Annotated in this window: 25 protein-coding genes; 4 read left to right on the top strand and 21 right to left on the bottom strand. The window is 60.9% G+C overall.

Going from position 1 to position 25045, the window contains the following annotated elements:
- Positions 1–166 precede the first annotated feature (166 nt).
- The 12 genes from NDJ82_RS25125 to NDJ82_RS25070 all read right to left on the bottom strand — a co-directional run bounded on the left by NDJ82_RS25125 (position 167) and on the right by NDJ82_RS25070 (position 9971).
- Positions 167–952 carry a TatD family hydrolase gene (locus NDJ82_RS25125; RefSeq protein ID WP_250926513.1) on the bottom strand — a complete coding sequence of 262 codons (786 nt, stop codon included), beginning with the start codon at positions 950–952 and terminating at the stop codon, positions 167–169.
- Between the two features lie 63 nt (positions 953–1015).
- Positions 1016–2005 (bottom strand): DNA polymerase III subunit delta', encoded by a 990-nt coding sequence (locus NDJ82_RS25120; RefSeq protein WP_112196498.1) that lies wholly within the window; start codon positions 2003–2005, stop codon positions 1016–1018.
- Complete coding sequence (gene tmk, locus NDJ82_RS25115) at positions 1998–2630, bottom strand: dTMP kinase (protein WP_158878367.1); 633 nt, start codon at positions 2628–2630, stop codon at positions 1998–2000. The genes NDJ82_RS25120 and tmk overlap by 8 nt, the downstream gene beginning before the upstream one ends.
- A 19-nt stretch (positions 2631–2649) precedes the next feature.
- Positions 2650–3771: an endolytic transglycosylase MltG gene (gene mltG / locus NDJ82_RS25110; protein WP_112196500.1), complete on the bottom strand. Its 1122-nt coding sequence runs from the start codon at positions 3769–3771 to the stop codon at positions 2650–2652.
- A 1-nt stretch (position 3772) separates the two neighbouring features.
- Complete coding sequence (pabC, locus tag NDJ82_RS25105; RefSeq protein WP_250926512.1) at positions 3773–4588, bottom strand: aminodeoxychorismate lyase; 816 nt, start codon at positions 4586–4588, stop codon at positions 3773–3775.
- Positions 4588–5832, bottom strand: coding sequence for a beta-ketoacyl-ACP synthase II (gene fabF, locus NDJ82_RS25100; RefSeq protein ID WP_158878365.1), 1245 nt, complete (start codon positions 5830–5832; stop codon positions 4588–4590). Before fabF ends, pabC begins: the two co-directional genes overlap by 1 nt.
- Before the next feature lie 127 nt (positions 5833–5959).
- Positions 5960–6196 (bottom strand): acyl carrier protein, encoded by a 237-nt coding sequence (gene acpP / locus NDJ82_RS25095; protein WP_003175607.1) that lies wholly within the window; start codon positions 6194–6196, stop codon positions 5960–5962.
- A gap of 191 nt (positions 6197–6387) precedes the next feature.
- Positions 6388–7131, bottom strand: a complete 744-nt coding sequence (gene fabG / locus NDJ82_RS25090) for a 3-oxoacyl-ACP reductase FabG (RefSeq protein WP_032886802.1) — start codon at positions 7129–7131, stop codon at positions 6388–6390.
- Positions 7132–7164: 33 nt separating this feature from the next.
- Positions 7165–8103, bottom strand: a complete 939-nt coding sequence (fabD, locus tag NDJ82_RS25085; RefSeq protein WP_250926511.1) for an ACP S-malonyltransferase — start codon at positions 8101–8103, stop codon at positions 7165–7167.
- A 126-nt stretch (positions 8104–8229) separates the two neighbouring features.
- Complete coding sequence (plsX, locus tag NDJ82_RS25080; RefSeq protein WP_099587173.1) at positions 8230–9240, bottom strand: phosphate acyltransferase PlsX; 1011 nt, start codon at positions 9238–9240, stop codon at positions 8230–8232.
- A gap of 4 nt (positions 9241–9244) precedes the next feature.
- Entirely contained in the window at positions 9245–9427 is a 183-nt protein-coding gene (rpmF, locus tag NDJ82_RS25075) for a 50S ribosomal protein L32 (RefSeq protein ID WP_008152339.1), read from the bottom strand.
- Between the two features lie 13 nt (positions 9428–9440).
- Positions 9441–9971, bottom strand: coding sequence for a YceD family protein (locus tag NDJ82_RS25070; RefSeq protein WP_032886799.1), 531 nt, complete (start codon positions 9969–9971; stop codon positions 9441–9443).
- Positions 9972–10076: 105 nt separating this feature from the next.
- On the opposite strand from NDJ82_RS25070, the gene NDJ82_RS25065 reads away from it, so the two are divergent.
- Entirely contained in the window at positions 10077–10655 is a 579-nt protein-coding gene (locus NDJ82_RS25065) for a Maf family protein (RefSeq protein ID WP_158878364.1), read from the top strand.
- Positions 10656–10726: 71 nt separating this feature from the next.
- Here the strand turns inward: NDJ82_RS25065 and NDJ82_RS25060 are convergent, their stop codons facing one another.
- Genes NDJ82_RS25060 through rluC form a run of 3 tightly spaced genes read right to left on the bottom strand, consistent with a single transcriptional unit; the run spans position 10727 to position 13340 of the window.
- Complete coding sequence (locus tag NDJ82_RS25060; RefSeq protein WP_099587175.1) at positions 10727–11710, bottom strand: S49 family peptidase; 984 nt, start codon at positions 11708–11710, stop codon at positions 10727–10729.
- A gap of 21 nt (positions 11711–11731) precedes the next feature.
- Positions 11732–12394 carry an HAD-IA family hydrolase gene (locus tag NDJ82_RS25055; RefSeq protein ID WP_250926510.1) on the bottom strand — a complete coding sequence of 221 codons (663 nt, stop codon included), beginning with the start codon at positions 12392–12394 and terminating at the stop codon, positions 11732–11734.
- Positions 12381–13340, bottom strand: a complete 960-nt coding sequence (gene rluC, locus NDJ82_RS25050; RefSeq protein WP_071483181.1) for a 23S rRNA pseudouridine(955/2504/2580) synthase RluC — start codon at positions 13338–13340, stop codon at positions 12381–12383. The genes NDJ82_RS25055 and rluC overlap by 14 nt, the downstream gene beginning before the upstream one ends.
- Before the next feature lie 759 nt (positions 13341–14099).
- On the opposite strand from rluC, the gene rne reads away from it, so the two are divergent.
- A complete protein-coding gene (gene rne / locus NDJ82_RS25045) occupies positions 14100–17231 on the top strand; it encodes a ribonuclease E (protein ID WP_177411565.1) in 3132 nt (1043 codons plus the stop codon).
- Positions 17232–17306: 75 nt separating this feature from the next.
- Here rne and NDJ82_RS25040 read toward each other — a convergent pair whose 3' ends face one another.
- From NDJ82_RS25040 to NDJ82_RS25030, 3 genes are all read right to left on the bottom strand, one after another.
- Entirely contained in the window at positions 17307–17885 is a 579-nt protein-coding gene (locus NDJ82_RS25040) for a nucleotidyltransferase family protein (protein ID WP_250926509.1), read from the bottom strand.
- Positions 17882–18868, bottom strand: a complete 987-nt coding sequence (locus NDJ82_RS25035; protein WP_250926508.1) for an XdhC family protein — start codon at positions 18866–18868, stop codon at positions 17882–17884. The genes NDJ82_RS25040 and NDJ82_RS25035 overlap by 4 nt, the downstream gene beginning before the upstream one ends.
- Before the next feature lie 145 nt (positions 18869–19013).
- Complete coding sequence (locus tag NDJ82_RS25030; protein WP_099587180.1) at positions 19014–20345, bottom strand: dicarboxylate/amino acid:cation symporter; 1332 nt, start codon at positions 20343–20345, stop codon at positions 19014–19016.
- 339 nt (positions 20346–20684) lie between these two features.
- On the opposite strand from NDJ82_RS25030, the gene NDJ82_RS25025 reads away from it, so the two are divergent.
- Entirely contained in the window at positions 20685–21683 is a 999-nt protein-coding gene (locus NDJ82_RS25025; protein WP_250926507.1) for an AraC family transcriptional regulator, read from the top strand.
- A 168-nt stretch (positions 21684–21851) separates the two neighbouring features.
- Here the strand turns inward: NDJ82_RS25025 and NDJ82_RS25020 are convergent, their stop codons facing one another.
- Genes NDJ82_RS25020 through NDJ82_RS25010 form a run of 3 tightly spaced genes read right to left on the bottom strand, consistent with a single transcriptional unit; the run spans position 21852 to position 24199 of the window.
- On the bottom strand, positions 21852–23198 hold the full coding sequence (locus NDJ82_RS25020) for an ATP-binding protein (RefSeq protein WP_112196507.1): 1347 nt from the start codon (positions 23196–23198) through the stop codon (positions 21852–21854).
- A complete protein-coding gene (locus NDJ82_RS25015; protein WP_017138377.1) occupies positions 23195–23872 on the bottom strand; it encodes a response regulator in 678 nt (225 codons plus the stop codon). Before NDJ82_RS25015 ends, NDJ82_RS25020 begins: the two co-directional genes overlap by 4 nt.
- 18 nt (positions 23873–23890) lie before the next feature.
- Positions 23891–24199: a hypothetical protein gene (locus NDJ82_RS25010; protein WP_250926506.1), complete on the bottom strand. Its 309-nt coding sequence runs from the start codon at positions 24197–24199 to the stop codon at positions 23891–23893.
- Between the two features lie 125 nt (positions 24200–24324).
- Between NDJ82_RS25010 and NDJ82_RS25005 the strand changes: the two genes are divergently transcribed.
- Complete coding sequence (locus NDJ82_RS25005) at positions 24325–25041, top strand: 4'-phosphopantetheinyl transferase family protein (RefSeq protein WP_250926505.1); 717 nt, start codon at positions 24325–24327, stop codon at positions 25039–25041.
- The last annotated feature ends 4 nt before the right edge of the window (positions 25042–25045 follow it).

The raw sequence follows: 25045 nt of genomic DNA, 5'->3' as shown, positions 1-25045 counted from the left end.
AATCAGATACTGATCAATACTTGAACTGTTGGCGTGACATCTCCCCCAAGTGAAGCGCCGACCTGGGTACCGACGGACTGTGTGCCCTTGTTTTACTCCTAATGGTCTTAACCCGGATTCACCCCCCAGAACCCGGGTTTTTTTTGCCTGCGATTTGAGCGCGGGCCTACGCAGCAACGTGAGCCAATGGAAACAGACGCTTGAAGTTCTCGGTAGTCTGCTCGGCAAAACGCTCGTAGGACTCACCCCGCAGCTTCGCCAGAAACTCCGCCACATCACGCACATACTCCGGCAGGTTCGGCTTGCCACGATGGGGGATGGGCGCCAGGTACGGCGAATCGGTTTCCACCAACAGGCGATCGGCCGGGACTTGGCGCGCCACATCGCGCAGCGCGTCGGCATTGCGGAAAGTGACGATGCCCGACAGGGAAATATAGAAACCCAGGTCCAACGCCGCCTTGGCCATGTCCCAGTCTTCAGTGAAGCAGTGCAATACGCCCGCCTGTGGCAACGCGGCTTCGCGTAGCAACGTGAGCGTGTCGGCACGGGCGCCACGGGTGTGGACGATCACCGGCTTGCCCGTCTGCTGGGCGGCTTGCAGGTGCAAACGGAAGGACGCCTGCTGCAACTCGGCGGCTTCGGGTTCGTAGTGGTAGTCCAGGCCGGTCTCGCCGATGGCCACCACGCGCGGGTGGTTGAGTTCACCGAGCAACCAGTCGAGAGCCGGCGCTTCGCCGGGCTTGAGGTCCAGCGGGTGGATACCCACGGAGCAATCCACGTCGGTATAACGATCAGCCAGGGCTTTGACGTCGGCGGCGTTGTCCGCGCTGACGCCGATGCACAGGAAGTGCCCTACCCCACGCTGGCGAGCAGCGTCCAGGGCAGCGTCAAGGGAGCCGCCGTGCTGGGCGAGGTCAAGGCGATCAAGGTGGCAATGGGAATCTACGAGCATAGGAAGTTACAACTTGAGTCACGGAGAGGGTCTGGCCGACGATACACCCGTCGGCCACGGAAATTAACGGCGGCCGAGCAAGCCCACCCACTGCACCAGCAGCGCTTCAAGCAACAGCACACGGTTGAGATTGGCCTTGCCGAGGACCTTCTGGCGCTGGGCGAGGATCCAGTCCTGGATAGCCAGCACCTTGTCCTGGGCACTTTTCTGCGCGAGGTACTGCACCACCTTGCGCATGTCCGGCAGGCCCAGGCCATTTTCATCCTGGGTCAGTTGGTAGCGCAGGATCAGGCTCGACCAGTCACAGAACCAGTCGAACAGCAACAAGAGGGGAATGTCTTTCCAGGCACTTTCAGCCAGTTGAGTCGCGGACATTTCCTGCTTGAGCAGTTTTTTAACGCCATCCACCACCAGCGCACGTTGCTCACGGACACCTTGGGCTTGCAGCTTCACGGCGGCCAGGGGCGAACCGGCAGCCAGGGTCAACAGTTCGACGCGCTCGTCTGCGGAGCAGTCCGGCAGTGCCTGCGCCAGCCATTGCAGGCTCATCGCCTCGCTTGGTAACGGACAAGCCTGCTGCACGCAGCGGCTGCGGATGGTCGGCAACAGGCGGCTGGACTGATGGCTCACCAGCAGTAGCACCGTGTCGCCGGAGGGTTCTTCAAGGCTTTTGAGCAGGGCGTTGGCGGCGTTGATGTTCATCGCCTCCACCGGCTCGATCAGCACCACCTTGCGCCCGCCCATCTGCGCGGTTTGCACCACGAAGCTGACGAGGTCACGCACCTGGTCGACCTTGATCGCCTTGTCGGCTTCCTCAGGCTCCAGCAGGTAATTGTCGGGATGGCTGCCGGCCTTGAGCAACAGGCAGGATTTGCACTCGCCGCACGCCTCCAGGTTGACCGGGCGCTGGCACAGCAGGCTGGCCATCAGGCGCTCGGCAAGGGCCCGTTTACCAATCCCGATTGGGCCGTGCAGCAAATAAGCGTGGGCGTGCTGGGCACGACCGGCCAGTTGTTGCCAGAGACTGTCCTGCCACGGGTAGGCTTCAGCCACGGGCGCGCTCCAACAGCGTTGGCATCAGGCCGTCGATGGCCTGCTGCACCTGGGTCAACGGCTGGGCCGCGTCCAACAGGTGATACCGCGCGGGTTCTGCGCGGGCACGTTTGAGGAACGCGCTGCGCACCGCGTCGAAAAACGCCTGGCCTTCCAACTCGAAGCGATCGAGACGACCACGGGCACTGGCGCGGGCCATGCCCACTTCCACCGGCAGGTCGAACAACAGGGTCAGGTCAGGGCGCAGATCACCCTGCACAAAGGTTTCCAAGGTAGCGATGCGCTCCAGGGATAAGCCGCGGCCGCCGCCCTGGTAGGCGTAGGTGGAATCGGTAAACCGGTCACAAATCACCACGGCACCGCGTGCCAAGGCCGGGCGTATCACTTCGGCCAGGTGTTGCGCACGGGCGGCGAACACCAGCAGCAGCTCGGTGTCCGGGTTCATTTGTTCTTCGCCTGGGGCCAGCAACACTTCGCGGATACGCTCGGCCAGCGGCGTACCGCCGGGCTCACGGGTCAACACCACCTCGATCCCTTGCGCGCGCAAACGCTCGGCCAGGTAATCGCGGTTGGTGCTCTTGCCGGCGCCTTCGGGGCCTTCCAGGGTAATAAACAAGCCAGTCACAGGCAGTCCTTAGTCAGAGTCATTGCGGGCTTTGCGGCGCGGTGGTGTCCGGCGCGGGCTCGGCGGGAGCATCCGTTGGCGGTGCTACATCTTCCGGCGGCGTGACCACCGGTGCCGGGCTGGAGCGGTAATCGGCGCGGCGCTTGAGCTGGAACTCACGCACGGCGGCATTATGCGCACCCAGGTCATCGGAGAAAATATGACTGCCATCGCCACGGGCGACGAAATACAGGCTGCTGCCCGGCACCGGGTTCAACGCGGCATGGATCGCCTCGCGACCGACCATGGCGATGGGCGTCGGCGGCAGCCCGGCAATCATATAGGTGTTGTAAGGGTTGGCTTCCTTGAGATGAGCACGGGTCAACTTGCCGTTGTAACGCTCACCCAAGCCGTAGATCACCGTAGGGTCGGTCTGCAGCAGCATGCCGATCTTCAGGCGGCGCACGAATACGCCGGCGATCTGGCCACGTTCTTGCGGTACACCGGTCTCCTTTTCCACCAGGGAGGCCATGATCAGCGCTTGGTAAGGGTCGGTGTATGGCGCATCAGCCGCGCGCTTGCTCCACTCCTGAGCGAGTACATCGTCCAGGCGGTTGTAGGCTTTTTTCAGGAATTCGACATCGGTCATGCCGCGCACGAAGCGGTAAGTATCCGGGAAGAACCGCCCTTCAGGAAACACGCCAGGGTGGCCGAGCTTCTCCATCACTTCGCTGTCACTCAGGCCGGAGAGGCTCTGCACGATCTTTTCGTGCTTGGCCAGGGCCGAGCGCACCTGGCGAAAGTTCCAGCCTTCCACCAGGGTCAGGCTGTATTGCACCACTTCGCCACGCTGCCACAGGCCGATCAGGCCCTCGGCGGTCATGCCAGGCGTCATGCGGTACTCGCCGCTGTGCAGCGGTTGGCCGTCAAGGTTGAAGCGCCAGTACAGGCGCAGCCAGAACGCACCGTCGAGCACGCCGTCTGCTTCCAGGCGATTAAAGGTGCCGGTCGGGGTCGCCCCTGCCGGCACATCGAGCAACTGCTCCTGGGTCAGGTTCAACGGCTGCTTCAAGGCAGCGTCGTATTTCCAGGCGGAAAACCCCAACAGCAAAGCCGCCGAGAACAGAGCAATCAGCAGCAGTACAACCAGTTTTCGTATCAACTCAAATATCCAATAGTGCGCGAACAATGACCTGCAGTTTACGGGTGAGCGGCCCAACCGGCCAGCTCATCGCCGCACAGCCGCGCACCGGCCAAATGCCATATACGCTGTTGCAGACGAAGACTTCGTCGGCCTGCTGCAACTGCTCGACCGTGATGTCAGCCACGGCCAGCGGGATACCCAGCGCTTGTGCCTGGTCCAGGATCTCGGCGCGCATGACGCCCGCAACCCCGCAACGAGTCAGATCAGCGGTTAGTAACAAGCCGTTGCGTACAAGGAAAAGGTTGCTGAATACGCCCTCGATCACACGCCCGGACATATCCAGCATCAGGCCCTCGGCGTGCTCGACATCTTGCCACTCGGCGCGGGCAATCACCTGCTCCAGGCGGTTGAGGTGCTTGAGACCGGCCAGCAGCGGCTGCTCGGCCAAGCGCGTCGTACACGCAAACAGGCGGATGCCTTCGGCTCCATGGGCGTGGGGATAGGTCGCGGGCGGATTGCCTTGCAGGATACGGCGCACCGGTGCGCCGGGATTGACGCCATAACCGCGCAGGCTATCGCCACGGGTCAGGATCAATTTGAGGACACCGTCGCCGAGGGCGGCGGCATAGGAAAGTACTTCGTTGCGGATCACACCGTGATCCACCTCGAACGCGAAACGCCTGCAGCCCTCATCGAGGCGCTGCAGGTGGCGGTCGAGCAACATGGGCTGCCCGACCTTGACGGCGATGGTCTCGAACAGCCCATCGCCATACGCCAGGCCACGATCTTTCAGGGGCACGTTGTCCGCTGGCTGACCGTCGACCCAGCTGTGCATCACTCGGCGAACCGGCGGAACACCAGGGAACCGTTGGTGCCACCAAACCCGAAGGAGTTGGAGATCGCCACATCGATCGGCATCGGTTGCGCTTCGTGCGGCACGAAGTTCAGGTCGCAACCTTCGTCCGGCTCATCCAGGTTGATGGTCGGCGGAGCGACCTGGTCCTTGATGGCCATCACACTGAAGATCGCCTCGACCGCGCCCGCCGCACCCAGCAGATGGCCGGTCATGGACTTGGTGGAGCTGACCGCCAGCTTGTAGGCGTGCTCGCCGAACACCGACTTGATGGCCTCGGCTTCCGCCAGGTCACCGGTCGGCGTGGAAGTGCCATGGGCGTTGATGTACTGCACCTGATCGACATTGACCTTGGCATCCCGCAGGGCGTTGGCGATGCAACGTGCAGCGCCGGCACCGTCAGACGGCGGCGAGGTCATGTGGTAGGCGTCGCCGCTCATGCCAAAGCCGATCAACTCGGCGTAGATGGTGGCACCACGCGCCTTGGCGTGCTCCAACTCTTCCAGCACCAGGGCACCGGCGCCATCGGACAGTACGAAACCGTCACGGCCCTTGTCCCACGGACGGCTGGCACGGGTCGGCTCGTCATTGCGGGTCGACAATGCACGGGACGCGCCGAAGCCGCCCATGCCAAGGCCGCAGGCAGCCATTTCTGCGCCACCGGCGATCATCACGTCAGCTTCGTCATAGGCGATGTTGCGCGCCGCCATGCCGATGCAGTGAGTACCCGTGGTGCACGCTGTGGCAATCGCGTAGTTAGGCCCCTGTGCGCCCAAATGGATGGACAGGAAGCCGGAAATCATATTGATGATCGAGCCAGGCACGAAGAACGGTGAAATTCGACGAGGGCCGGAATCATGCAGCGTGCGGCTGGTTTCTTCGATATTGGTCAGACCGCCAATACCCGAACCCATGGCCACGCCGATGCGTTCACGGTTGGCGTCGGTGACTTCCAGGCCGGCGTTACGCACCGCCTGAAAACCGGCTGCCAGGCCGTATTGAATGAACAGGTCGAGCTTGCGGGATTCCTTGACCGAGAGATATTCCTCGACATTGAAACCCTTTACCGAGCCGCCAAAACGGGTGGAATAGGCAGAAAGGTCCGTGTGTTCGATCAGACCAATACCACTGCGGCCAGCCAGAATGCCCTGCCAACTGCTCGGCACATCCGTACCCAGTGGCGACAACATACCCATACCGGTGACTACGACGCGTCTACGCGACACAGCACTCTCCTTTTTCTAATGACGACACTTTGCTTCAGGGCTTACTTTTCATCACCGCTTAAAGAAAAAACCGCACGCCGTTACAGCAGTGCGGTTTTCCCTAACAGCAAGCGACGACTACAAACTATTACGCCTGGTGGCTAGTAACGTAGTCGATAGCAGCTTGAACAGTAGTGATTTTTTCAGCTTCTTCGTCCGGGATCTCGGTCTCGAATTCCTCTTCCAGAGCCATCACCAGCTCAACGGTGTCAAGGGAATCGGCACCCAGGTCTTCGACGAAGGAAGCAGTGTTGACCACTTCTTCTTCTTTAACGCCCAGTTGCTCGGCAACGATTTTCTTGACGCGCTCTTCGATGGTGCTCATACCTTGTTTAACTCCTAATGGACAAATTCAGGCAGCTGGCCAGTGGGTAAGTGTATAGAAAGCCATTTCAGCTTTTCAACTGAAAGCTTCACGCTGTACCCGGTCGGCCACCTGCCTATAAATAAAGTTGCAGCTTTATAACGGATTTTAGACAGCTCGTATGACATTTTTTTGAAGCGATCCGTCACAATTTAACTCATGTACATCCCGCCGTTCACCGGGATTGTAGCCCCAGTCACGTATGCCGCACCGTCGGATGCCAGGAAAGTGACCACATTCGCGATCTCTTGAGCCTGGCCCAGACGGCCCAGCGGAATCTGCGTCAGCAAGCCTTCACGCTGTGCTTCCGGCAGTTCGCGGGTCATATCGGTGTCGATGAACCCTGGGGCTACCGAGTTGACCGTAATCGACCGCGAACCAACCTCACGCGCCAACGCACGGCTGAAACCTTCCAGACCAGCCTTGGCGGCTGCGTAGTTTACTTGGCCTGCGTTGCCCATGGCACCCACTACGGAGCCAATATTGATAATTCGGCCCCAACGCGCCTTGGTCATGCCGCGCAAAACACCCTTGGACAGGCGAAACAGACTGTTCAAGTTGGTATCGACCACGTCGTACCACTCGTCGTCTTTCATGCGCATCATCAGGTTATCGCGGGTGATACCGGCATTGTTCACCAGAATAGCCGGCGCACCGAACTGTGCAGTGATCTCGGCCAATACAGCCGCCACGGATTCATCGCTGGTTACGTTCAATTCAAGACCAGTGCCTTGCACGCCGTTTTCCTTCAGGGTCGCGGCGATACGCTCGGCGCCCGAAGCAGAAGTGGCGGTACCGATCACAACGGCGCCCTGACGGCCCAGCTCCAGGGCGATCGCCTGGCCAATGCCACGGCTCGCGCCGGTAACCAGTGCAACTTTACCTTGCAGACTCATGCAGGCTTCTCCTAATTCTTCAGGGTTCTGAGTTCAGGCCAGTGCCGCACGAGCGGCAGCGAAGGCATCCGGGGTATTCAGGTTGGCGGTCGACACGCCGTCAGCGCAACGCTTGTTCAGGCCGGCCAGGACTTTGCCCGGACCACACTCGACCAGCTCGATCGCGCCGTTGGCGGCCAACGTCTGGACCGACTCAACCCAGCGTACCGGCTTGTAGAGCTGCTCCAGCAGGTCACGCTTGAGGGTGTCGAGGTCGGCGGCGACGGCCGCGCTGACGTTCTGCACCAGCGGGATCTGCGGTGCCTGCCAGTTGATGGCTGCAATGGACTCAGCAAACCGCTCGGCCGCCGGGCGCATCAATTCGCAGTGGGACGGCACGCTCACCGGCAACGGCAGCGCGCGCTTGGCGCCACGGGCTTTGCAGCCTTCGATGGCACGCTCGACCGCCGCCTTGGCACCGGCAATCACCACCTGGCCAGGAGAGTTGAAATTCACCGCGCTGACGACTTCGCCCTGAGCCGCTTCGGCACAGGCTTCGATCACCACCGCGTCGTCCAGCCCCAGGATAGCGGCCATGCCGCCCTGCCCGGCCGGAACGGCTTCCTGCATCAGTTGACCACGGCGCTCGACCAGCTTGACCGCTTCCGCGAGAGTCAGGCTGCCCGCCGCAACGAGGGCGCTGTATTCGCCCAGGCTGTGACCGGCGACGAATGCCGGGCGCGCGCCGCCTTCGGCCAACCACAAGCGCCACAGGGCGATCGAAGCGGTCAGGATGGCCGGCTGGGTTTTATCGGTTTGATTGAGCTGTTCTTCCGGCCCCTGCTGGGTCAGCGCCCACAGGTCGTAACCCAGGGCCTCGGAAGCTTCCTTGAAAGTATCCAGGATCAGCGGGTATTGCGCGCCCAGCTCGGCCAACATGCCGAGGGACTGCGAACCCTGCCCTGGAAAGACGAATGCGAGGGATGTAGACATGTAACAAGCCCCTAATGATCTGGTCGTCAAAAATGCGCGCACCGACTGTGGGAGCGCACGAAACTGACAGATTGGATGGTCAATTGAACTGGCCGGTCACATTTAAGCACTCCGGGGCCAATTCGCCTAAGGCAACAGATCCTCAAGACGTCCGTGCAAGCGTTGCGGCAGGTTCTCCTGGATTTCGATCAAGGCCCGCGCAATCGCACTTTGAAAACCTTCCACGCCGGCCGAACCGTGGCTTTTCACCACGATGCCCTGCAACCCGAGAAAACTCGCACCATTGTGCCGCGCCGGAGCCAGGTCAGCCTGCAGACGCCGCATCAACGGCAGCGCCAAGGCCCCTACGAGGCGCGATGCCAGGTTGCGCTTGAACAACGTCTCGATGCGCGTGGCGATCATGGTTGCCAGGCCTTCGCTGGATTTAAGCAGGATATTACCGACAAAACCGTCGCACACCACCACATCCGCTTCGCCACGGTACAAGCCGTCACCCTCGACAAAACCGATGTAATTCAAGCCCCGAGCGCCCTGCAATAGCGTGGCGGCAAGCTTGACCTGCTGATTGCCCTTGATGTCTTCGGTGCCGATGTTCAGCAAGGCCACGCGCGGTCGGGCCACACCCAGCGCCTCAGCGGCCACCGAGCCCATCACGGCAAACTGGAACAAGTGCTCGGCACTGCAATCCACGTTCGCGCCCAAGTCCAACAACTGGCAATAGCCTTTCTGCGTTGGAATCGCCGCAACCATCGCCGGCCGGTCAATGCCGGGCAGAGTCTTGAGCACATGCCGCGACAACGCCATCAACGCTCCGGTATTACCAGCACTGACACAGGCCTGCACCTTGCCATCACGCAATAATTCCAAGGCCACGCGCATTGAAGAGTCAGGCTTGCCGCGCAGGGCCGTTGCCGGCTTGTCATCCATGCTGATGGTTTCGCTGGCCGGCGTAATTGTCAGGCGCGCGCGATCCACAACCGGATGGCTGGCAATCAATTCTTCAAGGAGTGAGGGTTGACCGACAAGGGTCAGGTGCAGCGAGGGCGTAGCAATCAGGCTGGCAATGCAGGCCTGAACAATGCTGCGGGGACCGAAGTCCCCGCCCATTGCGTCAATCGCGATGACTTGAGCAGACAAGTGATTACTCGTCAGCGCCCTTGTCGATCACTTTACGGCCACGGTATACGCCTTCTGGCGATACGTGGTGACGCAGGTGAATTTCACCAGTGGTTTTTTCTACAGACAGAGTGCTCGCCGTCAGGGCATCGTGCGAACGACGCATGTCACGGGCGGAACGGGATTTTTTGTTCTGCTGAACAGCCATAATTGATTAACTCCTAAACGTTTGGGTCACGCTTTAACTGCGCCAATACACTGAACGGGTTGGACCGCGTTACCTCGTCCTCGCTCGGTTCGGCCTCGTCATCGAGACCCTCCGGCTGCTGGCATTCTTCCGGATGATGAGCAGGCACAATGGGCAAGGCGAGCAGAAGCTCCTCCTCGATCAGTGCATGCAGATCCAATGGATCTTCGCCCAGTTCCAGCACGTCATAACCTTTCGGCAACGACTGGGTATTCGCACCCTCCTTCACCACAGCGTAACTGCATTCGCTGTGAATCGGCAGGGTGACCAGCTCAAGACAACGCTGGCAAACCATTTTGACCTCGGTGTCGATAAAGCTGTGGATTACCACAGATTTACGTTCATCTCGTTCAAAAACGAATTTGGCCTGCACCGTACCGACAGTGTCGGAAAGCGGGTCGCAGAGTCTCTCCAAATCGGCCAGCAGCAATTCACCTTGAAGGGAAGTGCCACGATCAGCCAATTTGCGCGGGTCAACGTGAGGTGGAATCGGGTCATTCAACATAGGCGCAGCATTATAGGGATGCACCCAGCCATGTCAAAGGAAATTCAGCCCTGTGCGTCAGCCGGTCGCCCCGCTAGAATCGGCGGCTGCCTTGAGGAGTCGTATATGTTGCCTTTATTGCTCGCTTCCAGCTCGGTTTACCGCCGGGAATTGCTCAGCCGACTGCAGCTGCCGTTCACGTGCAGTTCGCCGGATATCGACGAAAGCCACGGCGCAAATGAATCCGCCGTGGAGCTGGTCAAGCGCCTGGCAGAAGAGAAAGCGCGCGCCCTCGCCGCCAGTCACCCTGGCCACTTGATTATCGGCTCGGATCAAGTCGCTGCGCTGGACGGCCGCATCATCGGCAAGCCGCACACGTTCGAAAACGCCCGCGAGCAGTTACTGGCCGCCAGCGGCAAGCGCGTGAGCTTCCTGACTGGCCTGGCGCTGCTCAATTCCGAGACAGGCCGCTGCCAGGTCGACTGCGTACCTTTTACGGTGCACATGCGTGAGTTGGACGCTGAACGCATCGAGCGTTACCTGCGCATAGAGCAGCCCTATGACTGTGCAGGCAGTTTCAAGGCTGAAGGGTTGGGCGTGAGCCTGTTTCAAAGCACCGAAGGGCCGGATGCGACGAGCCTGGTAGGCCTGCCACTGATCCGACTGGTAGATATGCTGCTGGCCGAAGGCGTACAGACCCCCTGAGAACGCCACAAAACCAAATGTGGGAGGGGGCAAGCCCGCTCCCACATTTTGATCTACATGTAACCTGCGGCTCAGCGCAAGGTCGGGCCTTGGAAGCCCATATAGAAGGCCAGCTTCTCCGCCACGCTGGCACCGAGCTTCTTGGAGAAGCGATCAAACGGCGATTCCTCAACCGTGAAATCCACCAACTCCTTCTCGCCAATCACGTCCCGCGCCACCGAACTGGCACTGCCCAGGCCATCGATCAAGCCCAGCGGCAACGCCTGCTCGCCGGACCACACCAACCCGGAGAACAGCTCCGGATGGTCTTTATCCTTCAAACGATCACCACGCCCCTGCTTCACGCTGGCAATGAACTGGCGATGAGTAGTATCGAGCACGCCTTGCCAGAATTGGGTTTCATCGGCCTTTTGCGGCTGGAACGGATCCAGGAACGACTTATGCTCGCCCGACGTGTAGGTGCGACGCTCAACGCCAAGCTTCTCCATGGCACCGACAAAGCCGTAACCGGCCGCCGTCACACCAATGGAACCCACCAGGCTGGCCTTGTCGGCATAAATCTGGTCAGCAGCACTGGCAATGTAATAGGCACCCGAAGCACCCAGGTCGGAAATCACCGCGTACAGCTTGATATCCGGATGCAGGCCGCGCAGACGACGAATCTCGTCATACACATAACCCGACTGCACTGGACTGCCGCCAGGGCTGTTGATGCGCAGGATCACGCCTTTGACCTTGGGATCTTCGAAGGCAGCGCGCAGGCTGCCGACGATGTTATCGGCGCTGGCTGGCTCCTTGTCGGCAATCACGCCGCGCACTTCGATCAACGCGGTGTAGTTGGCGCCACGGGTTGCGCTTTTCTCCATATCCATCAGCGGACTGAACAGCGCCAGCATGAGCAACAGATACGTGAAGGTCAGCAGCTTGAAGAAGATCCCCCAACGCCGTGCGCGACGCTGCTCCTGGACGCCAGCCAGGAGGGTTTTCTCCAGCAGCTTCCAGCTTTTATCGTCACTACTTCCAGCCTTTTCAGGCGCTTTCCACTCGTCACTCATACCATCAACCCCAGCAAAGACTTATTGGGCCCGACTCAGCCAGGCCTGCAATTCGGAAAAATGATCAATCGTCAGCCGGGGCTCGTATTGCTGCAAGGCCTCGGCAGCCTGGGCGCCATAGCTGACCGCAACGCTGTCCATGCCAGCGTTGCGCGCCATCATCAGGTCGAAGGAGGCATCGCCCACCATCAGCGCCTGACGCGGCGACACGCCGCAATGAGCCAGGATCTGCTCCAGCATCAGAGGGTGAGGTTTGCTGGCGGTTTCATCCGCTGCGCGGGTGATGTCGAAGTAATTTTCCCAGCCATGAGCCTTGAGCACCCGATCCAGCCCGCGCCGGGCCTTGCCGGTGGCGACAGCCAAGTGATAACCCTCGGCGCGAAACACCTCCAGCGATTGCACAACGCCCTCAAACAGCGGCGAAGGCTCAGCTTCCAGCGCAATGTAGTGATCAGCGTAATGTTCGCGAAAGGCGATCAGTTCAGCGTCACTGATTTCGGGGTACAGGGTACGGATCGCTTCAGGCAGGCCCAGACCAATAATGCCCTTGACCGCCAAGTCGCTGCACAGCGCAAAGCCTGAGCGGGTGGACGCCATGTGCATCGACTCGACAATGCGACCAATGGAGTTGGCCAGCGTCCCGTCCCAATCAAAAATCAGCAGCTTGTAGTCAAGGTGCGACACTCAAACGCTCCACGGTCTTGGCCCACATCTCGTCCACCGGCGCCTGCAATTTCAGTTCGCCACCATCCGGCAGCGGTACAGTCAGCATGTAGGCATGGAGAAACAGGCGCTTACCGCCCAAGTCCCGAATTTCCTTGGAAAAGTCTTCGTCGCCGTATTTGGTATCGCCAGCGATGCAGTGGCCCGCATGCAAGGTGTGCACACGAATCTGGTGGGTACGGCCAGTCACCGGCTTGGCCTCGACCATAGTGGCGAAGTCACCGAAGCGGCGCAGCACCTTGAACAGGGTCAGGGCTTCTTTGCCCTCCTCGTCCACTTCAACCATACGCTCGCCGGAACGCAGGTTGCTCTTCTGCAACGGTGCACGAACGCTTTTGATGGAGCTGGCCCAGTTGCCACGCACCAGCGCCATGTAGCGCTTGTCCACGCCATCACCACGCAGGGCGGTGTGCAGGTGGCGCAACATGCTGCGTTTTTTGGCGATCATCAACAGCCCGGAGGTGTCGCGGTCCAATCGGTGGACCAACTCCAACTCCTTGGCGTCAGGGCGCAACTGACGAAAGGCTTCGATCACCCCGAACGTCAGGCCGCTGCCACCATGGACCGCAATGCCGCAGGGCTTGTTGATCACGATGAGCTTGTTGTCTTCGAAGACAATCGACGCCTCAAGGCGTTGCAGCAGGCCCTGGGCCAGGGGCACAGGTTCGTCCCGCTCAGGCACGCGTACCGGCGGCACACGGACGATATCGCCCGCCTGCAGCTTGTACTCGGGCTTGATCCGACCCTTGTTCACGCGTACTTCGCCTTTACGCAAAATGCGGTAAATCAAGGTCTTGGGCACGCCTTTGAGCCTGGCCAGGAGAAAGTTGTCGATGCGTTGGCCGGCATATTCCGGCGAGACCTCAAGCAGCTGGACGCTGGGGGTCTGGGGGGCGGTAGTCGTCATGGCGGCGATGATAACAATTTTTTATGGAATTGAAGCACTTAATCATTGCTGCTATAGTCGCGAACGCCGCCAAAAGCGGCCTGGACAGAGGACTTGCGGCAAACTGCCGGCCCTGACCATCGCAATTCATCAGGACGCGAGGCCGTCCTACGGGGCTTTCGTCACCCTGGAAGGTTCGAGATTGTAACAAGCGCAGGTGACATGAGGCCTGAAGCGAGTGCAGAAAGCAGAGTGAATACTCGCGTTCTGCGCCGATATTTACGGCCAGTTCACAAAGTGCAGTCAGTCTTGTGCCAGACCACGGCGAATGCTTCGGAAACAACGCCTGTTAAGAGCTGAGTGTGAGCGCAGTCGCCCACATTCAGTCTTGTTTAGCCATGAGCGTGAACTCCCCATTGGAGAACACGGTAAATGCCAACCCGCTGCGGATTCTGCGCGCGGCAGCACCCGAATTATCAGGGATACGTGTAGGGTGGAGATGCACAACCGTCGGACCGTGTAGCACTAGGCTTATATTTAGACGCTTCATCTCGTCCACAGTCGCCGGTTGATTCCTCCTCCTGACCTTAGCTTTTGTTGAAGTGGTGCCTTTGTCACCACCGCTAACAAGCAGGACGCGTCCGTCGCGATACCGGCCCACATTGGCCGATTTTGCTGGACACTGGAGTGGCCAACCACTCTTGACGCACCTGACACCGACCGTGAGAAGTCGTGTGTGCCGAACGCCGTTTCCGGCAGCCCGGAAACCGACGGTACAACATGAAAAGAATGCTGATTAACGCAACTCAACCCGAAGAGTTGCGTGTTGCACTGGTAGATGGCCAGCGCCTCTACGACCTGGACATCGAATCCGGTGCACGCGAGCAGAAGAAGGCCAACATCTATAAAGGCCGTATTACTCGCATCGAACCAAGCCTTGAGGCTGCCTTTGTCGATTTCGGCTCCGAGCGCCACGGCTTCCTGCCCCTCAAAGAAATCTCCCGCGAATACTTCAAGAAAGCTCCTGAAGGCCGCGTGAATATCAAGGACGTCCTGAGCGAAGGCCAGGAAGTCATCGTCCAGGTCGAAAAAGAAGAACGTGGCAACAAGGGCGCTGCCCTGACCACCTTCATCTCCCTGGCCGGCCGTTACCTGGTGCTGATGCCGAACAACCCACGTGCCGGCGGTATCTCCCGTCGCATCGAAGGCGAAGAGCGCAACGAACTGCGTGAAGCGCTGAACGGCCTGATCGCACCAGCCGACATGGGTCTGATCGTTCGTACTGCCGGCCTGGGCCGCAGCAGCGAAGAAATGCAGTGGGACCTCGACTACCTGCTGCAACTGTGGACCGCCATCAAAGAAGCGTCCCTGGATCGTTCCGCGCCGTTCCTGATCTACCAGGAAAGCAACGTGATCATCCGCGCCATCCGCGATTACCTGCGCCAGGACATCGGCGAAGTGCTGATCGACAGCGTTGAAGCTCAGGACGAAGCCCTGACCTTCATCCGCCAGGTGATGCCGCAGTACGCCAGCAAGATCAAGCTGTACGAAGACAGCGTTCCGCTGTTCAACCGTTTCCAGATCGAAAGCCAGATCGAGACCGCCTTCCAGCGCGTGGTCGAACTGCCTTCCGGCGGCTCCATCGTGATCGACCCGACCGAAGCCCTGGTGTCCATCGACATCAACTCGGCGCGTGCGACCAAAGGCAGCGACATCGAAGAAACCGCCCTGCAGACCAACCTGGAAGCGGCTGAAGAAATCGCCCGCCAACTGCGCCTGCGTGACATCGGCGGCCTGATCGTGATCGACTTCATCGACATGACCCCTGCCAAGAACCAGCGCGCCGTGGAAGAGAAAGTCCGCGAATGCCTGGAAGCTGACCGTGCCCGCGTACAGGTCGGCCGCATCTCGCGCTTCGGCCTGCTGGAGATGTCCCGTCAGCGCCTGCGTCCATCCCTGGGCGAAAGCAGCGGCATCGTCTGCCCGCGTTGCAACGGCACCGGCATCATCCGTGACGTTGAATCGCTGTCCCTGGCGATCCTGCGCCTGATCGAAGAAGAAGCCCTGAAAGACCGCACCGCCGAAGTTCGCGCCCAAGTGCCGATTCCGGTTGCCGCCTTCCTGCTCAACGAAAAACGCAACTCGATCACCAAGATCGAACTGCGCACCCGTGCTCGTATCGTGATCCTGCCGAACGATCATCTCGAAACGCCGCACTTCGAAGTACAGCGCCTGCGTGACGACAGCCCGGAAGCCCACAGCGGCCAGTCCAGCTATGAAATCGCCGCTGCCGCCGCCGAAGTGGAAGAAGTCCAGCCGGCCGCCGCGACCCGCACCCTGGTTCGCCAGGAAGCTGCCGTGAAAACCGCGCCAGCCCGTGCCAACGCACCGGTCCCGGTTGAAGCTGCCGCCCCGGTTGCCGCGCCAGCCGCCCTGCCTGAGCCAAGCCTGTTCAAAGGCCTGGTGAAGTCGCTGGTCAGCCTGTTCGCCACCAAGGAAGAGCCTGCGGCTCCGGTTGTGGTTGAAAAACCAGCTTCCGAGCGCCCTGCACGTAACGAAGAGCGTCGCAACGGCCGTCAGCAAAGCCGTAACCGCAACGGTCGCCGTGACGAAGAGCGCAAGCCTCGCGAAGAACGTGCACCGCGTGAAGAACGCGCGCCACGTGAAGAGCGCGCACCTCGCGAAGCCCGTGAAGAAACCCCGGCCGTAGCCCGTGAAGAACGTGCACCGCGTGAAGAGCGCGCACCACGTACCCCACGTGCTCCGCGTGAAGATCGCAAACCGCGTGGCGAGCGTGAAGAACGCGTGCGTGAACTGCGTGAGCCACTGGACGCTGCACCTGCCGTTGCCGCCGCCGCTGCAACCACCGAAGAGCGTCCGGCCCGCCAGCCGCGTGAAGAGCGCGCCCCACGTGAAGAGCGCCAGCCGCGCCCACCGCGTGAGGAGCGTCAACCACGCGCCGAGCAAGCTGCTGCTGCCAGTGACGAAGAAGAAGTACTGACCGGCGAAGAGCAACTGCAGGAAGACGGTCAGGACAACGCCGAAGGCGATCGTCCACGCCGCCGCTCCCGTGGCCAGCGTCGTCGCAGCAACCGTCGTGAGCGTCAGCGTGATGCGAACGGCAACGTGATCGAAGGCTCGGAAGAGACCGGCGAGAACGCTGAAGGCGCGACCCACGAAGCCAACGAACCAACAGGTGCCGAACTGGCTGCCGGCTTGGCCGTTACCGCTGCCGTTGCCAGCTCGGTCATCAGCGCACCTGCTGAAGCCCAGGCTCACGAGCAAGCTGAACGCGCTACCGCCGCGGTTGAAGCTCCTGCTGTAGAAGAAGCACCCGTTGCCGAGGCCCCAGTGGTTGAAGCTCCAGTTGTTGAAGCCCCTGCTGTCGAAGCCACCACCCCGATCGAAGCCCCAGTGGTTCCGGAAGTGGAAGTGGAAGTAGCACCGGTTCGCGACGCACAGCCAGAAACCGAAGTGGTTGCCGTTGAACCTGCACCGGCTGCTGAGCCTCAACCAGTGGTTGAAGCCGTAGCAGAAGCTCCGGTTCAAGCCCCGGCTGCCGAAGAAGCTGCCCCGGCGGTGCGTGAAGTTCGCGAAGAACAGACCGCCTTCCAGTGGACTGCCGAACCTGCCGCCCCGGTTGAAGCACCTGCTCCAGCACCTGTTGTAGAAGAAGCGCCAGCGCCGGTTGTCGAAGCCGTGGTTGTCGAGCCAGCCCCAGTCGTTGAGGCCGCGCCAGTGGTTGAAGCGCCAGTGGTTGCCGAAGTCGCCGCCCCGGTGGTTGAAGCCGCACCGGCCAGCGCCCTGACCGAAAACGGCCGTGCGCCGAACGACCCACGTGAAGTGCGTCGCCGTCGCAAGGAAGCTGAGGCCGCCGCTGCGGCAGCTCAGGAAACAGAAGCACGAGACTAATCCCTCGTCTGATTCCAGTAGCTACTAAAAAAGCCCCGCCTGAGTGATCAGGCGGGGCTTTTTTTATCTGCCGATTTATCGGTATTGCAACCTCGCGGGCACGTCCACATCCCACAACACGCCTGGATCCTCCACCTGCACCTCCCGCAACACTGCCTGGTCAAACAACAGCTTGGCACCGCGATCACCGGTCAGCGCCATCAGGTGCGGCCCGAACGCCCGGCCAAACGCGACGGGATGCCCATACTGCCCCAGCTGCACCGGCACACTAATACGCTCTGCCGACACCGCGCCAATCACGCGCTCAATACTCGCTGGCTGGATAAACGGCATATCGCCCAAGACCACCAGCCAACTCTCGGCTGATGCACTGGCCGCAACCGCAGCCGCGATGCTGTCGCCCATCCCCGCTGATTGCAACAGCAAGACCTGACAGCCATAAGCCTCGGCCAAGCGGATAACCTCCACACGCCCCGGCGAGGTCACCACCCAGCGATCCACTACACGCGCCGGCAAATTCATCAGCACCTGCTCGATCATTGGCCGCGTCACGCCGTCCAGGCCGATACATTGTGCCAAGAGTTTGTCCTGACCCGTCTCGGCACGGAACCGGCTGCCCTGCCCCGCCGCCAGCACAATAGCCATCACGGTCACTCAGCCACCGCCGGCAACGGTTTTTTCTGCATCGGCGCCACGCCGTTCTTGATCGCGACAATTTCCGCCAGCAGCGACAGCGCAATTTCCGCCGGCGTGTGACTGCCGATATGCAAGCCAATCGGCCCATGCAAACGGGCAATCGCCTCTGCCGACAGACCCAGCGCGGCGAGGTTTTCGCGGCGCTTTTGGGTATTGACCCGTGAACCTAGCGCGCCGATATAGAAGGCACTGGAATTCAACGCCGTCAGCAACGCCATATCGTCCAGGCGCGGGTCGTGGGTGAGGCAGACAATGGCCGTGCGTTCGTCGGTCTGGATATTCAGCACCGCTTCATCGGGCATGCCCGGCACAAAGCGGCCATGTTGCTCTTCCCAGCCGTACACGAACTCTTCGCGTGGGTCGCAGATCAGCACTTCGAAATCCAGCAGGCGCGCCATTTCTGCCACATAGCGCGACAGCTGCCCGGCGCCAATCAGCAGCAGGCGCCAGCGTGGGCCGTAGATGGCGCGCAGGCGTTCGCCGTCGAACGTGACCACATCGGTCTTGCTCGCGCCACTGAGGGTCACTTCGCCAGTTGCCAGATCAAGCTCCCGCGCAACAATCTGATGATCCTCGCAGCGCGCCAGCAGCTGCGAGACCCAGCCCCAGTCGTCCACCCGCTCTTCGGTCAGGCGCAGCGTACCGCCGCAGGGCAAGCCAAAACGCGCCGCCTCATCGCGGGTGACGCCGTAGGTCACCAACTGCACCGGCGGGCCGTCATCGGGCAAGCGGCCGTCCTGTAGCCGGGCGATCAAGTCATCCTCGATGCAACCGCCGGAGACCGAGCCAATCACCACCCCATCGCCCCTCAGGGCCAGCATCGCCCCCGGTGGACGCGGTGCGCTGCCCCAGGTCTGGACCACGCTGTACAACACCACTCGCTGCCCGGCGCGGCGCCATTCCAGCACGCTGCGCAGGACATTCAAATCCACACTGTCCATTCAGTCTCCCGCCAGCGTTGTTGATGAAGTATTCATTTACTGTAAAGCAAACCGATTCAAAAGTGGCCGGGCAGAAACGCAAACGCCCCGAACCAGTCGGGGCGTTTGCGGATAGCTGTTGGCGCGGATTCACGCCATCGGCGACTTACTTGACGACAGGTGCCGGGCCTTCGGCCACGCCCAGGTCATCGATTTCGCGGGTTTCCGAGATACCGGTACCGCCGGACGCCAGCTCGCTTTGCAGCTTGTCGGTGTCCAGTTCCTTGACCCACTTGGCCACAACGATAGTGGCAACCGCGTTACCGACCAGGTTGGTCAGTGCGCGGGCTTCGGACATGAAGCGGTCGATACCCAGGATCAGCGCCAGGCCGGCAACCGGGAGGTGGCCTACGGCCGACAGGGTTGCAGCCAGTACGATGAAGCCCGAACCGGTCACGCCAGCTGCGCCTTTGGAGGACAGCAGCAGCACCAGCAGCAGGGTGATCTGGTGGGTGATGTCCATGTGGGTGTCAGTCGCCTGGGCGATGAACACGGCAGCCATGGTCAGGTAGATCGAAGTACCGTCGAGGTTGAAGGAGTAGCCAGTCGGGATGACCAGGCCCACTACGGATTTCTTCGCACCCAGACGCTCCATCTTGATCAGCATGCGTGGCAGCGCGGATTCCGAGGAGGAAGTACCCAGCACGATCAGCAGCTCTTCACGGATGTAGCGGATCAACTTGATCACGCTGAAACCGTGAGCGCGGCAGATACCACCCAGCACCACCAGCACAAACAGCAGGCACGTGATGTAGAAGCAGATCATCAGTTGGCCCAACTGCACCAGGGAACCTACGCCGTAGGCACCGATGGTGAACGCCATGGCGCCCAGGGCACCGATTGGCGCGAGCTTCATGATCATGTTGATGATGTTGAACATCACGTGGGCGAAGCGATCGATGAAGTCCAGCACCGGCTTGCCGTAGGCACCCAGGCGATGCAGGGCGAAACCGAAGATCACCGAGAACATCAGCACTTGCAGGATATCGCCGTTGGCGAAGGCGCCGACGATGGTGTTCGGAATCACGTTGAGGATAAAGCCGACGATGCTCTGGTCTTTACCGGCGGTCACGTAGGCCGCGACTTTGGAAGCGTCCAGGGTCGCGACGTCGATGTGCATGCCGGCGCCCGGTTGCACAACGTTCACCACGATCAGGCCGATCAGCAGGGCAACGGTGGAAACAATTTCGAAGTACAGCAGCGCGTAGCCGCCGGTTTTGCCGACCGATTTCATGCTTTGCATGCCAGCGATGCCGCTGACAACGGTGCAGAAGATGATCGGGGCGATGACCATTTTGATCAGTTTGATAAACCCGTCACCCAGCGGCTTGAGGGCCACACCGGTCTGCGGGTAGAAGTGACCGAGCAAAATACCGATAACAATTGCAACGATCACCTGGAAATACAGGGATTTGTAGATTGGCTGACGAGTCGTCATTGCAAAATTCCTCAATCGTCCCGTGTGGCAAATATCCGCCATTGCCCACGACACTTGAATTGCGAACCCTCCTGCACTGGAGGGATTTGTTGTTTGCGAAGCCTGTAGGTTCAGGCCTGCGCTGTAATCCTTATCGCAAACGTCGTGCCACTTTGCCGAAAAACGCCAAACGCCTTCAGGCATAAGGGCTGAGGGTTTTCAGGCGCCCTCCCAAGCGCCAGATCTGTTGGCGAGTTTCCGCCACTGCGCCCAATCGCGTCCTACAATTTGGCGGATATCCGCCTTGTCGCCCTGCCGGGTGCTCACTACCATCCGCCATTCCATGGACGAGGGCCCCGCATGCGTGAACGTACCATCGCCAGTCACTACGCCCGGGCCGCCCTCGGCGGTGCGCGTCGGGCCGGTTACGATTATTCGGGCCTGCTGCAACAACTGGGCATCACCCCGGAGCTGCTGACTGAACCTCGCGCCCGAATGGCGCCGGAGCAATTTACCCGGCTGTTGCAAATGCTCTGGTTGGCATTGGACGACGAGTACCTGGGTTTTGCCGACGGCCCAAGCAAACGTGGCACCTTCGCCATGATGTGCCATGCGTTGATCCACTGCCGCACCCTGGAGAAGGCTCTGGAACGCGGCTTATTATTTTATAGCCTATTCCCGCAAGGCCCGCGCTGGCAGCTGACGCGGGAAGGCGAAATGGCCCGACTGAGCCTGGATGACTCACAACTCTGGGACCCGGATCACTTCCTCAGCGAATGCCTGCTGGTGATCTGGCATCGCCTGGGCAGTTGGCTGATCGGCCAGCGTATTCGCTTGCACCAGGCCACGTTCAGTTACCCGATGCCTGCCCACGCCGGGGAATATGACCTGCTGTTTCCCTGCACCCAGGTGTTTGGCGCACCGAGCAGCAGCCTGGTATTTCCCGCCCGCTACCTGAGCCTGCCGCTGTTACAGGACGAGCGCACCCTCAAGCACTTTCTGGAGCGCTCCCCCGCCGACCTGCTGTCACGCCCGGACGAAGGCGACAGCTTGAGCAGCCAGTTGCGTCGCTTGCTGAGCCGCGACCGCACGCCCTGGCCAGACCTGGAAGCCGTTGCGCAGCACCTGCACATCAGCCCGCAAACCCTGCGTCGGCATTTGCGTGAAGAAGGCACCAGCTTTCAGGCGCTCAAGGATGAATTGCGACGGGACATCGCCATCTACCATCTGGGACGGGCGGATTTGTCGTTGCAGGAGATTGCCGAGCAGTTGGGGTTTTCCGAGCCGTCGGCGTTTCATCGGGCGTTCAAGAAGTGGACGGGGCTGACGCCGGGGGCCTATCGCGCGCAGGAGAGTTAGAAGTGTGTTGTGTGTGAGGGCCTCATCGGGGGCAAGTCGAATCGTCGCACCGCCCCTCCCACATTTTGAATTTATTCACACATCAAACTTTGTGAACACAGTCAAAGGTGGGAGGGGCGGTGCGACGATTCGACTTGCCCTCGATAGAGCCAGCCCAGGCACTACAGACTACACTGCCGGAAAATGAATCTTGAACGCCGCCCCACCCAACGGCGAATCCCCCAAGGTCAGCCGCGCGCCGTAGCTTTCGATGATGTCCTTGACCACCGCCAACCCAATCCCCTGCCCTGGATGCTGGCGGTCCAGCCGCTCGCCCCGTTGCAGAATCCGCGCGCGCTGGTCGGGCGGCACGCCTGGCCCATCATCTTCGATGCACAACTCGATGCCTTCGAGATTCTCCGTCAGGCTGACGCGCACTTCGCTCAGGCACAGTCGATAGGCGTTTTCCAGCAGGTTGCCGAGCAATTCGAGCAGGGCGCCCTTCTCGATCGGTACGTCGCAGGCGTGCGGCAACTCAAAGGACACCCTGACACCCTTGTCGCGATAGACCTTGCCCAGCGTATCGCACAGGCTTTGCAGCACCGGTTCCAGGCGCACCTGATGGCGTACCAGGCCGCTTTTGCGCAGGCTGGCGCGCTGCAACTGGTAGCTGATCTGCTGGCTCATACGCTCGATCTGCGATTGCAGCACCCAGGCCTGGTCGCGGTCTTCGGGGCGCTTGGCCATGTCTTCGCTCACGCCTTGCAACACCGCGAGCGGCGTTTTCAAGCTGTGGGCCAGGTCATCGAGTGAGTCGCGGTACCGCGCCCGTTGTTCACGCTCGCTGTGCAGCAAGCGGTTAAGGGAACCGGTGAGGCGCAGCAGTTCGCGCGGGTGTTGTTCGGACAGGCTTTCGCGGGTGCCGCCTTCGATCTGGTCAAGCTCTTGGCTCAAGCGCCGCAGGGCTTGCAAACCCCAGGTCAGGCCCAGCCACAACAATGTGAGCAGCACCAGCAAGGCGGCACCGAAGCCCAGGTAGAGGTTTTCGCGCAGGCCTTCGAGGGTCAACTGATATTCACGCACCGGTTGCAGGGCAACGATACTGAACGCCGCGCTCTTGCCGCCGAGCAGTTTGACTTCCACGTCGTAGACGAAGAACTCCTGGCCGTCCGCCTCGCGAATCCGCGCAAACTCATTGCCGCGTCCGTCATAGCGCGGCTTGTAATTGATGTTTTCTTCCCGAGTCGCCCGCGAGCGCCACACCAGGTGGCCTTCGCGGTCGTAGATATAGCCGAGCAAGCGGCTGTCGGTGAGGTTGAAACGTTCGTCCGGCAACTGCGCCGGCATCATCAGACGATTATTTTCGACCCGCGCGGCGGAGATCAGCGTCGTCACGTCCGACGCCAGGCGCTGCTCGATGGAATCCTGCAACGCCAGGCTGAACGCGCCCTGCATGGCCGGTAGCAGGCCGAGCATAAACAACACGGCCAAGGTCGCGGCCGCCAGCATCAAGCGCACGCGTAACGAGCGGATCAACGGCAGCGCTCATTGAACAGGTAGCCCAGGCCACGCACGGTGTCGATCGGCTTGAACCCGGCCGGGCCTTCCAGCTTGCGGCGCAGGCGACCGACCAAGACTTCAATGACGTTTGGATCGCGCTCGTCGTCATCCGGGTAGAGCTGTTCCATCAAGCGATCTTTGGCGACGACTTGCTGGTGGTGGCGCATCAAGTATTCAAGGATGCGGTATTCGTAGGCAGTCAGCGCCAGCGGTTGTTCGTCGAGGGACGCTTGCTTGCGGTTGAGGTCCAGCAGCAAGGGCCCGGCAACGATAGTCGACTGGGTGAACCCGCTGGAGCGACGCAGCAAGGCGTTCATGCGCGCCTCCAGCTCTTCGAACTGAAACGGTTTGACCACGTAGTCGTCGGCGCCGGCGGCCAGGCCTTCGACCTTGTCCTGCCAGTTGCCGCGCGCGGTGAGGATCAGGATCGGAAACGTCTTGGCCTGGCTGCGCAGTTGGCGGATCAGGTCCAGGCCGCCCATGCCGGGCAAGCCGAGGTCGATGATCGCCAGGTCATGGTTGAATTGACCGGTCTGGTACAGCGCCTCTTCGGCATTGGCCACAGCCTCGACCACGTGGCCGCTGTCGGTCAGGCGGGTAAACAGGTGATGACGCAGCAGCGCCTCATCTTCCACCACCAGCAATTTCATAAGGCTCTCCAAAGCAAGTCAACTGTCCGACAGGGGGACATCATAGCGGCCCTGCAGGTCTTGCGGGCGCAGTTTAATGCCATTGAACCGGCCGCTCAGGTGCGCAATACCGGTGCGGTACGCCGGCTGTGGTGCAGTAACGCCCAGTGACTGGCCCCAAGGCGCAGGCTGACTGCTTGCGTCATCAAAGCTGACGCGTTGAATCAAGGTGCTGGTTTTCTTGGTTTTCTCGCGACCGAATGCGGCAAAGTCACCATCAGAGGCCTGGACCCCGGCGGTGGCACTAAGCATGGTCAACGCCAACATCAGCTTTTTGATCGCAGTCATGGTGTTACCTCATACGCGTTTGGCTGTTGGAACCAGCCTACGCAAACGCCCCTGAACTCCCCCTGAACAGGCGGCACACCGCTGCGGGCTATCCTCTGGCGCCTCAACTCGGCAAACTACCGCCCATGAACCGTCTACCTGCTTGCTGCACCCCACTCAACGACCACTGGCCGCTGCCCGAACCTTTACCGGGCACGGTGTTTATCGGCACCCGCTTCGACCCGGCGTTGTTGGCGGCGGGTGATTTCCAGCACTGCGCCGTGCCGCCACCGGCGAGCATCCAGCGCTCGGTGGCCAAGCGCCAGGCCGAGTTCCTGGCCGGTCGCCTGTGCGCCCGCGCAGCCCTGCAACAGCTTGACCAAATTGAATGTGTCCCGGCCATCGGCGAAGACCGTGCACCGGTCTGGCCTGGGCACATCAGTGGCTCCATCACCCACAGCACCGGGCATGCGGCGGCGGTTGTCGGGTACAAGGCGCAATGGCGCGGGCTGGGAATGGACCTGGAAAATGTACTGACGCTGGAACGGGCGGAGCGGCTGGCCGGGGAAATTCTGACGACTGATGAGCTGCAACGGATGGCCAACGTGCCGCGAGAGCAGATTGCGTTGCTGGTGACGCTGACGTTTTCGGTCAAGGAAAGCCTGTTCAAGGCGCTCTACCCGATTGTGCAGAAGCGCTTCTATTTTGAGCATGCCGAGCTGGTTGAATGGACCGAGGCCGGCCATGTGCGCTTGCGGCTGCTGACTGACCTGTCCAGCGAGTGGTGCCACGGCAAGGAGCTGACTGGGCAGTTTGCGGTGGATGACGGGCAGTTGTTGAGCCTGGTGGCCGTGGGTGCCTGATTGA

It is taken from the genome of Pseudomonas sp. SR18 (assembly GCF_023701505.1).
Lineage (GTDB): Bacteria > Pseudomonadota > Gammaproteobacteria > Pseudomonadales > Pseudomonadaceae > Aquipseudomonas > Aquipseudomonas cyclaminis.
This window is presented reverse-complemented; position numbering and strand designations above follow the sequence as displayed.

Coding starts and splice junctions, on each gene's coding strand:
- NDJ82_RS25125 (WP_250926513.1), bottom strand. CDS start 952: ATGCTCGTAGATTCCCATTGCCACCTTGATCGCCTTGACCTCGCCCAG.
- pabC (WP_250926512.1), bottom strand. CDS start 4,588: ATGCACAGCTGGGTCGACGGTCAGCCAGCGGACAACGTGCCCCTGAAA.
- acpP (WP_003175607.1), bottom strand. CDS start 6,196: ATGAGCACCATCGAAGAGCGCGTCAAGAAAATCGTTGCCGAGCAACTG.
- fabG (WP_032886802.1), bottom strand. CDS start 7,131: ATGAGTCTGCAAGGTAAAGTTGCACTGGTTACCGGCGCGAGCCGTGGC.
- fabD (WP_250926511.1), bottom strand. CDS start 8,103: ATGTCTACATCCCTCGCATTCGTCTTTCCAGGGCAGGGTTCGCAGTCC.
- rpmF (WP_008152339.1), bottom strand. CDS start 9,427: ATGGCTGTTCAGCAGAACAAAAAATCCCGTTCCGCCCGTGACATGCGT.
- NDJ82_RS25070 (WP_032886799.1), bottom strand. CDS start 9,971: ATGTTGAATGACCCGATTCCACCTCACGTTGACCCGCGCAAATTGGCT.
- NDJ82_RS25065 (WP_158878364.1), top strand. CDS start 10,077: ATGTTGCCTTTATTGCTCGCTTCCAGCTCGGTTTACCGCCGGGAATTG.
- NDJ82_RS25060 (WP_099587175.1), bottom strand. CDS start 11,710: ATGAGTGACGAGTGGAAAGCGCCTGAAAAGGCTGGAAGTAGTGACGAT.
- rluC (WP_071483181.1), bottom strand. CDS start 13,340: ATGACGACTACCGCCCCCCAGACCCCCAGCGTCCAGCTGCTTGAGGTC.
- rne (WP_177411565.1), top strand. CDS start 14,100: ATGAAAAGAATGCTGATTAACGCAACTCAACCCGAAGAGTTGCGTGTT.
- NDJ82_RS25035 (WP_250926508.1), bottom strand. CDS start 18,868: ATGGACAGTGTGGATTTGAATGTCCTGCGCAGCGTGCTGGAATGGCGC.
- NDJ82_RS25030 (WP_099587180.1), bottom strand. CDS start 20,345: ATGACGACTCGTCAGCCAATCTACAAATCCCTGTATTTCCAGGTGATC.
- NDJ82_RS25025 (WP_250926507.1), top strand. CDS start 20,685: ATGCGTGAACGTACCATCGCCAGTCACTACGCCCGGGCCGCCCTCGGC.
- NDJ82_RS25015 (WP_017138377.1), bottom strand. CDS start 23,872: ATGAAATTGCTGGTGGTGGAAGATGAGGCGCTGCTGCGTCATCACCTG.
- NDJ82_RS25010 (WP_250926506.1), bottom strand. CDS start 24,199: ATGACTGCGATCAAAAAGCTGATGTTGGCGTTGACCATGCTTAGTGCC.
- NDJ82_RS25005 (WP_250926505.1), top strand. CDS start 24,325: ATGAACCGTCTACCTGCTTGCTGCACCCCACTCAACGACCACTGGCCG.